At 54.4% G+C, this 7,356-nt stretch carries 11 protein-coding genes; 8 read left to right on the top strand and 3 right to left on the bottom strand.

The window, feature by feature from the left end; translation table 11 throughout:
* Nucleotides 1-111: 30S ribosomal protein S21 (gene rpsU, locus ACILQA_RS08530; RefSeq protein ID WP_395629317.1), on the bottom strand; the 111-nt coding region annotated here is incomplete at its 3' end.
* Nucleotides 112-368: 257 nt separating this feature from the next.
* Between rpsU and ACILQA_RS08525 the strand changes: the two genes are divergently transcribed.
* Nucleotides 369-1,133, top strand: coding sequence for a class II aldolase/adducin family protein (locus tag ACILQA_RS08525; protein WP_395629316.1), 765 nt, complete (start codon nucleotides 369-371; stop codon nucleotides 1,131-1,133).
* A 42-nt stretch (nucleotides 1,134-1,175) separates the two neighbouring features.
* The gene (locus tag ACILQA_RS08520; protein ID WP_395629315.1) at nucleotides 1,176-1,715 is read left to right on the top strand and encodes a (2Fe-2S)-binding protein; all 540 of its coding nucleotides are present in this window, start codon (nucleotides 1,176-1,178) and stop codon (nucleotides 1,713-1,715) included.
* A 2-nt stretch (nucleotides 1,716-1,717) separates the two neighbouring features.
* Here the strand turns inward: ACILQA_RS08520 and ACILQA_RS08515 are convergent, their stop codons facing one another.
* Entirely contained in the window at nucleotides 1,718-2,302 is a 585-nt protein-coding gene (locus tag ACILQA_RS08515; RefSeq protein WP_324478493.1) for an HNH endonuclease, read from the bottom strand.
* Nucleotides 2,303-2,453: 151 nt separating this feature from the next.
* Between ACILQA_RS08515 and gluQRS the strand changes: the two genes are divergently transcribed.
* The 3 genes from gluQRS to ACILQA_RS08500 are packed head-to-tail and all read left to right on the top strand — an operon-like array spanning nucleotide 2,454 to nucleotide 4,219.
* The gene (gluQRS, locus tag ACILQA_RS08510; RefSeq protein WP_395629314.1) at nucleotides 2,454-3,350 is read left to right on the top strand and encodes a tRNA glutamyl-Q(34) synthetase GluQRS; all 897 of its coding nucleotides are present in this window, start codon (nucleotides 2,454-2,456) and stop codon (nucleotides 3,348-3,350) included.
* A 43-nt stretch (nucleotides 3,351-3,393) separates the two neighbouring features.
* On the top strand, nucleotides 3,394-3,621 hold the full coding sequence (locus ACILQA_RS08505; RefSeq protein WP_395629313.1) for a hypothetical protein: 228 nt from the start codon (nucleotides 3,394-3,396) through the stop codon (nucleotides 3,619-3,621).
* A gap of 16 nt (nucleotides 3,622-3,637) precedes the next feature.
* Complete coding sequence (locus ACILQA_RS08500; RefSeq protein ID WP_395629312.1) at nucleotides 3,638-4,219, top strand: cob(I)yrinic acid a,c-diamide adenosyltransferase; 582 nt, start codon at nucleotides 3,638-3,640, stop codon at nucleotides 4,217-4,219.
* A 31-nt stretch (nucleotides 4,220-4,250) separates the two neighbouring features.
* Here ACILQA_RS08500 and ACILQA_RS08495 read toward each other — a convergent pair whose 3' ends face one another.
* Nucleotides 4,251-5,105 carry a hypothetical protein gene (locus ACILQA_RS08495; RefSeq protein ID WP_395629311.1) on the bottom strand — a complete coding sequence of 285 codons (855 nt, stop codon included), beginning with the start codon at nucleotides 5,103-5,105 and terminating at the stop codon, nucleotides 4,251-4,253.
* Nucleotides 5,106-5,359: 254 nt separating this feature from the next.
* Here ACILQA_RS08495 and ACILQA_RS08490 point away from each other — a divergent pair, with 254 nt between their 5' ends.
* The 3 genes from ACILQA_RS08490 to ACILQA_RS08480 all read left to right on the top strand — a co-directional run.
* Entirely contained in the window at nucleotides 5,360-6,007 is a 648-nt protein-coding gene (locus ACILQA_RS08490) for an energy transducer TonB (RefSeq protein WP_395629310.1), read from the top strand.
* Nucleotides 6,008-6,087: 80 nt separating this feature from the next.
* On the top strand, nucleotides 6,088-6,849 hold the full coding sequence (locus ACILQA_RS08485; protein ID WP_395629309.1) for a MotA/TolQ/ExbB proton channel family protein: 762 nt from the start codon (nucleotides 6,088-6,090) through the stop codon (nucleotides 6,847-6,849).
* A gap of 92 nt (nucleotides 6,850-6,941) precedes the next feature.
* A partial coding sequence (locus tag ACILQA_RS08480; RefSeq protein ID WP_395629308.1) for an ExbD/TolR family protein occupies nucleotides 6,942-7,356 on the top strand: 415 nt, incomplete at its 3' end.

Genomic DNA, 7,356 nt, shown 5'->3' with positions numbered 1-7,356 from the left:
TTCGAAGTGACGACGCAGCTTCATTTCGCGATACACGCCTTCACGCTGCAGCTTCTTCTTAAGCGCGCGTAGGGCTTGATCAACATTATTGTCGCGAACCATGATCTGCATAAAAAACTCAACTCCGGATCGAATCGGCAAAATGGCTTAAAACGGCCACTTTGAAAGGCTAAAAACGAAAATCGCCGCGTTCACAGGCGGCGTGTTGAGGTGGCCCCTAACTAGGTCGCCCTTAAATATCAAGCGAAAATGGCGCTTTTAAGCACGAAGATGGAGAAATCTGTCGGCCTTTTTGCTGCGCCCAACCCCTTGCCCTCGTGCAATGTTCGTTTCATAAAGCAACGCAACGAATGAGCAGGAGAGTGCGCATGGCAACCCAATTGAAGTCGAACAGCAAATATAGCGAAGCCGAATGGACCGCGCGTCAGGAGCTTGCTGCCTGCTATCGGATATTTTCGATGTTCGGTTGGGACGAACTGGTGTTTAACCACATTACGGTGAAGGTGCCCGACGAAGACGGCGCGTTTCTGATCAATCCTTATGGCATGCACTTCGGTGAAATTACCGCGTCGAGCCTGATCAAGATCGACATTGATGGCAACAAGATCGATGTCGACAACCCATGGCATGTCAATAAGGCGGGCTTTGTCCAGCATAGCCTGTTCCATCGCACTTTGCCCGATGCCCATGCCATCATCCATACCCACACAACCGCCACGGTTGCCGTGTGCAGCCTTGAGGGCGGATTGCAGCCAGTCAATTTCTACGCCTGCAACTTCATGGGCCAGCTGGCTTATCATGATTTCGAAGGCGTCACCGTGCGTGAAGAAGAAGGTACGCGATTGGTCCAAAATCTGGGCGAAAAACGGATATTGATGCTGAAAAATCACGGTCCTGTCGTGATGGGCAAGACATTGACGGATGCGTTCATCAAATATTGGGCGCTGCAGCGGGCATGCGAGCAACAGATTGCAACAATGCAAATGGGCAAACCAATCACGGTGCCGCCTGAAGTCATCGCGGTGCACCAGCGTGACCTGTATATGGCATCACCCCCAGGCGGTTCGGGCCGCGTTGAATTTGACGCAATGGTACGCAAGGTTGACCAGATCGATAAAAGCTGGCGGGATTAAAACTCCGCTGCAACACGTTCAGCGCGCGTATAATGGGGCTGCATGACCAAATTCACCGTCAATGATCGCCCGGTCCAATATAAAATGGATCCACAAACGCCTCTTTTGTGGGCTTTGCGCGATGCGTCGAACTTGACTGGAACCAAATATGGTTGCGGCAATGGTGATTGCGGCGCGTGCATTGTGGAAGTCGACGGGGAGGCGATACGGTCTTGTCTGGTCACTATTGCCGAAGCCGAAGGACGTTTCGTCACGACGATCGAAGGCCTCAGCCGTGACCGTAGCCATCCGCTGCAACAGGCGTTTGTCGCCAGCAACGTGCCGCAATGCGGCTTTTGCATTCCGGGTATCATCATGGCGGGCGCGGTGTTGCTTAAGAAAAGCAGCAATCCAACCGATGAAGAAATCGACGCGGCCATCACGAACTTGTGCCGTTGCGGCGTGTATCCACGCCTGCGCGACGCTATCAAACGGGCCGGACGCGTCATGCGCGGCGAAGAACGTATCGCGGCCGCCCCGCCGCCGGGAATTACGCCTGAAGATGCCGCGCGGGCGGTGCCTGCGTTGACGGTTACCGATTAAGCTTAACCCTGCAGTTCAATATCCCAATACAACCAGTCGTGCCATGTTTCGTGCAGATGGTTCGGCGGGAACGCACGGCCCCTGTCTTGCAATTGCCAACTGGTGGGACGGATCGCGGCCATGTTCAGCTGCATATGCGCTTGCTTTGGTGTGCGGCCGCCTTTTTTCAGGTTGCAGTGTAGGCATGCCGTGGTGACATTTTCCCAGCTGGTGATGCCGCCCAAACGGCGCGGAACGATATGGTCAAAAGTAAGATTGTCGCCCGATCCGCAATATTGGCATTCGAACTTGTCACGCAGGAATAGGTTGAAGCGGGTGAATGCCGGATATTCCGATGGCTTCACATATTGGCGCAGCGCGATAACCGACGGGATTTTCATATCCAGCCTTGGGCTATGGACATGCCGATCATAGTTGGAAACGATGTCGACCTTGTCGAGGAACACCGCCTTAATGGCGGCTTGCCATGGCCATAAGCTCAATGGATAATAGCTCAACGGCGTGTAATCGGCGTTGAGTACCAATGCCGGGCAGTTTTCCGGGTGCCTTGCGCGGCCCGCTGCTTCGAAAGTTCCGGTATGCAACATAAGTCGAACCCTACTCCCTTTATGTCATACATGCTTTAAGCGTATCAACGTTACAGCAATCTGACAGTCATCAACCTATTTGCACATATGGTGACGTCAAGAGGGCAAAGGCACCGGATATGGTATTTTATTGGGGATATGTTTTTTGCGCGTGGACGACTTTTTGAAGCAATATCTGCCTGCGTTGCCGCAATGTGATGGCGCAGTGGTGACGCGGTTCGCGCCGAGTCCCAATGGACGACTGCATCTGGGGCATGCCTTTTCGGCATTATGCGCGCATGATTTTGCGCGGGCTTTGGATGGTCAGTTCCATCTGCGGATTGAAGATATTGACGGAACACGAAGCCGTGCGGAGCATGTTGCGGCGATCATGTCGGATATGGACTGGCTTGGGCTTCATCATGACGGTGCTGTGCAATTTCAATCGCAGAACATTGCTCGATATGAAGCGGCGCGGGATCGGTTGATCGCGGACGGGCTGCTATACCGCTGCGTCTGTACACGAAGCGATATTGCCCATGCGCTGAAACATAAGCCAGTGCCGCATGGTCCGGATGGCCCCCATTATCCGGGAACGTGCCGGGACAGCGACATTGACCCTGCCGTTCCCCATTGCTGGCGGATTGATATGGACAAAGCGGTTGCGCGGTCGGGGCTGTTGGGGTGGGTCGATTTGGCGGCTGGACCGCAATTTGCGGACCCAATGGCATTTGGCGATGTTGTTCTGTGGCGCAAAGATGCGCCGGCATCATATCATTTGGCCGCAACCATCGACGATGCCGCCGACGGGGTGTCGCATGTCGTGCGGGGCCAAGATCTTCTCGGATATACCGCCATACATAGGCTGTTGCAGAAACTGTTGGATTTGCCTGAACCCATATATTGGCACCATCCGCTGTTGTTAGACAGCAGTGGTGAAAAACTGGCGAAGAGCAAATCCTCACCTGCGCTGTCGGACCGGCGGTTGGCGGGGGAATCCGGCGATGGGCTTATTAATATTTTGCGTCAGGGCACGCTACCGCTTGGAATCTCGCTATCTCACGCCTAAATAGGCGCAGCGGGGTATTGGCCCCGGACAAGGATTTCTCCCGATGACTATTTTGTTGGTTCTCCTCACCATTGGCGCAGCTGGTGCCGTGGCATTTGCACTTATCCGTGGCCTTCATGCGTTCGCCAATTTGCGACCAGCAGATGTTGACGAAGCGGGGCTGCCTAAATCGCTCACCGTGCAGAACAAGATGATGTTTGCCCGCGTCAAATGGCAGGCCATTACTATCGGTTTGCTTGCTGTGCTCGTCGTGGTCGCCGGCTCGCAATAAGCGGGCGGCATCAGAGATGGTAAAGCTCAACAAGATTTACACGCGCACCGGCGACGACGGGACAACTGGCCTCGTCGATGGCTCGCGCGTGTCCAAGACCAACGCGCGCTTGCACGCCATCGGCGAAGTCGATGAGACCAACAGCGCGCTTGGCTTAGCGCTTCAGGCCCTGGCAGCGGATGAGGGTGAAACGCCTTTGGTCGCTGAGTTGCGGCGTATTCAGAACGACCTGTTTGATCTGGGTGCCGATATCGCAACACCCGGCGACAGTTTTGAACCATCGCCGATGGAATTGCGGATTGTGTCATCCCAAGTCGAATGGCTTGAGGCGGCGATTGATAAAGCCAATGAGCAGCTTCCACCGTTGACCAGTTTCATTTTGCCGGGCGGCAGCTTGCCAGCAGCGCATATGCATATGGCGCGGGCCATTTCGCGCCGTGCCGAACGGGCGTTGGTCGCGGCATCGCTGGATGTTTCGATCAACCCACAGGCGTTGAACTACATCAACCGTCTGTCGGACTATCTGTTCGTGCTGTGCCGCCTGATCAATTCGACGCGCGGTGGTGATATCATGTGGGTGCCGGGCGCATCGCGGTGAGCGCGGGGGCGTCGATCCTGATTTGCAGCTGCTAACGCTTACGGCCACATGGCCCGAGCGCTTCAATGATAAATTTATAGTCAGCTTGCGCGCGCGCAGCGTCTTCATCGCGCGCTGTTTCGATGCGGTCGGTGGGAAGGCTGCGCGGTAGGCCACAGGCTAGGCGATACCATAGCAATGTGGATCGTTCCGGCGCGGTCGCAGACGAATCGATGACTTCGGCTGTCGATACTGCCCACTGTTTTTGCTCATTCGGCCGGCTAAGAACTGTCAGTGAGACTGGCTGGTCCTTTTCGGTCTTCAGGAAAATCTGTGTTTCGCCCTCACCGAGCACCGTTCCCGGGCTATGGAAAGCACTGGCGACACCTATGATGCGTTGCGGAGCGTCACGCAGGACAGCCTCTTGGGTGATGCGGCGGACCAAAGCATCATTGGTCGGACTGAAATTTGCGAGCGCGTTGGGCCGCGATAAACGGATTTCGCCCGTTCGGCCCGCAACGGGGCTACCAAATAGGAACAACCGCTGTTTTTTCAATTTGGGCACTTTGCCCTTCGCATCCTTGGGCACATCCAGCACAAAGCGGACGCGGTCGGCAATGCCGCCTTCGCCCCGAATCAACGCCATCACATCCGCTTCTATCAGCATTCGCTGAAGCGATACGGGGACGCCTATGGCTTGTTCAGGGGCAACTTTAGCAGCTTTGCGGACCGTAACATCAATGATCAGAGGCGATATGACGACCAAATCGGCAATATCCGAATAACTTGCCGATTCTGCTTCAATGGCAAGTGCAGGGGGCGGGGTGGCCACGGGTTGGGCAGATGCGGCATTGCCCAAACCCATCAAAACCAAGCATAAAATCACTTTCGCTTGCGAAATTCGCATTAAACAACCCTTCCTGAAACCGACATCCGTCGCCGGTTTTACGTATATCACATCGTAGCATTATGTGAACCTGTCCATGAATTGCGTATGAATCGCAGAATCCGGATTGCTTGGCATGTTAGGGTTGGCTAATGCGTCGATGAATCGAGTAAAAAAAAAGATAGATTTCGATATCGCGAGGGTACTTTGGGGCACGGTAAAACGTGCGTCCTTAGTGTACTATTTTGTTTTGAAGGTAGGAGAGTTGTTTCCGCATGGCATATGCTGATCAAGATGGGATGAGCACAAACCGTTTGGTTTCTGTCGTCATTGTACTCCTTCTTCACGCTTTCCTCGGTTATGCCTTGGTGACTGGCCTCGCATATGATGCGGTCGTCTCGATCAAGGAAAAGATGACCGTGGTCGACGTGAAAGAAGAAGAACCACCCGAAGAAGAAGAACCACCACCAGAGCCAGAGAAGCAAATCGAGCCTCCGGTCGTTTCGCCTCCGCCAATGGTTGTTACGGTGACACCACCGCCAACGGTTCGTACAGTTGATACGCCGCCACCTGCGGCTCCAATTGTGCCGACAGCCGCGCCTCCAGCGCCCCCACCGCCGCCAGCAGGCCCTTCTGCTGAAGCTAAGCCACGGGGCAATCCAGGTAACTGGGCAAACACGAACGACTATCCGTCGCGTGCTTTGCAGCAGGAACGTGAAGGAACCACTGGCTTCCGCGTCACTATCGGCGTTGATGGCCGCGTCATTGATTGCCAAGTTACGCAGTCAAGTGGCCATGCTGACCTTGATGCGGCAACCTGCACCAACGTGAAGCGTCGTGCGCGCTTTGAACCTGCTGTTCGTAACGGCGAAAAAGTTCAAGGTTCGTATTCAAACCGCGTCCGGTGGCAGATACCGAAATAATTTTCTGGCCCGGTAAAAGGGGGAGCCTTGGTTCCGGGTCTTTTTTGCTAGATAGTTCTATTTTTTGAGAGGTAGTTAAAATGTCGATTTTGTTTCTGACTGCGGCCGGCGCCGCAAACCCAGATGTGGCCGCACAATTCGGTCTTATCCCTGCGCTTAACGAAGGTGGCCCGATTTCATGGTCGATTTTCATCGTCATGGTCATCATGTCCGTCTTCTCTTTCTACATTATGTTCACGAAGCTTTTTGAACAGCAGAAGGTTTTGAACCAGTACAAGGACGTCCGTGCACAATTCTGGCGCGCTGCAACGCTTGAAGAAGGCGCTGCAAAGCTCGATAAGAACAGTGCATATCGTCAAGTCGTTGATGATGGCATCGCCGCTCAAAAGCAGCACAGCCTTTTGACCGACCCTATCGAAGCACATGATTGGCTGCACGGCGCAATGGCCCGTTCGGAAGAATCCATCAACAACAAGCTAGCGGGCGGTCTTCCGTTCCTCGCAACGGTTGGTGCAACGGCTCCTTTCGTTGGTCTGCTTGGTACGGTTATCGGCATCTACTCGGCGCTGATCAAAATCGGTATCGCTGGTCAGGCTGACATCGGCAAGATCGCTGGTCCAGTTGGTGAAGCACTGATCATGACCGCAATTGGTCTGTTCGTTGCTGTTCCTGCTGTTCTTGCGTACAACTGGCTTCAGGCACGTAACAAGACAATCGCACGTAGCCTTTCGACCTTCTCGAACGATGTGCTTGGTTACATCTCTTCGGGTGGCCGCGTTAAGCCTGCTGTTCCTGCCGCTGCACCAGCTGGTAAGCCAGCACCTGCTGCAGCTAAGAAGTAATATTGGGTTAGGGCCGCGTTTCGGCGCGGCCCATACGTCAGCAATCGCTGGCGCTCCATTTTTGACCCAATTTATTTAGAGAGGATTGGCCAATGGCAATCAGTTCAGGAGGCGGCGGCAATGATACGCCAATGTCTGACATCAACACGACGCCGCTCGTCGACGTCATGCTGGTGCTCCTCATCGTATTCCTCATCGCAATTCCTGTCGCTATCCAGACAGTGAAGATGGACATTCCGGTCATCAAGTTCGAACCAACAAAGGCAAAGCGTGAAAACGTTCTTTTGTCGGTGACAACAACCGATGTCGGTGGTCGTGATCCCGGTGACCCGGCTTATGAAGGTGCAAACCCGAATGGCGAGTGCCGTATTTACTGGAACGTAACGCCTGTTGATTCAACCGAGTTGGTGGATCGCGCGGCGAAGCATTTGAAGGCAGAATTTGAAAAGCTCGGTGGCCCAGAAGCCGCCGCCGCTGGTCTGATCGAGCCTGATATGCTGCCAGAGG

The organism is Sphingorhabdus sp. (genome assembly GCF_044239005.1).
GTDB lineage: Bacteria > Pseudomonadota > Alphaproteobacteria > Sphingomonadales > Sphingomonadaceae > Sphingorhabdus_B.
The sequence above is the reverse complement of the archived record's forward strand: the minus strand, read 5'-3'. Positions and strand labels throughout refer to the sequence as shown.

Bases quoted from the DNA above. Each gene is read 5' to 3' on its own strand.
- ACILQA_RS08520 (WP_395629315.1), top strand. From the start codon at position 1,176: ATGACCAAATTCACCGTCAATGATCGCCCGGTCCAATATAAAATGGAT.
- ACILQA_RS08515 (WP_324478493.1), bottom strand. From the start codon at position 2,302: ATGTTGCATACCGGAACTTTCGAAGCAGCGGGCCGCGCAAGGCACCCG.
- ACILQA_RS08490 (WP_395629310.1), top strand. From the start codon at position 5,360: ATGGCATATGCTGATCAAGATGGGATGAGCACAAACCGTTTGGTTTCT.
- ACILQA_RS08525 (WP_395629316.1), top strand. From the start codon at position 369: ATGGCAACCCAATTGAAGTCGAACAGCAAATATAGCGAAGCCGAATGG.
- ACILQA_RS08485 (WP_395629309.1), top strand. From the start codon at position 6,088: ATGTCGATTTTGTTTCTGACTGCGGCCGGCGCCGCAAACCCAGATGTG.
- ACILQA_RS08500 (WP_395629312.1), top strand. From the start codon at position 3,638: ATGGTAAAGCTCAACAAGATTTACACGCGCACCGGCGACGACGGGACA.
- ACILQA_RS08495 (WP_395629311.1), bottom strand. From the start codon at position 5,105: ATGCGAATTTCGCAAGCGAAAGTGATTTTATGCTTGGTTTTGATGGGT.
- ACILQA_RS08505 (WP_395629313.1), top strand. From the start codon at position 3,394: ATGACTATTTTGTTGGTTCTCCTCACCATTGGCGCAGCTGGTGCCGTG.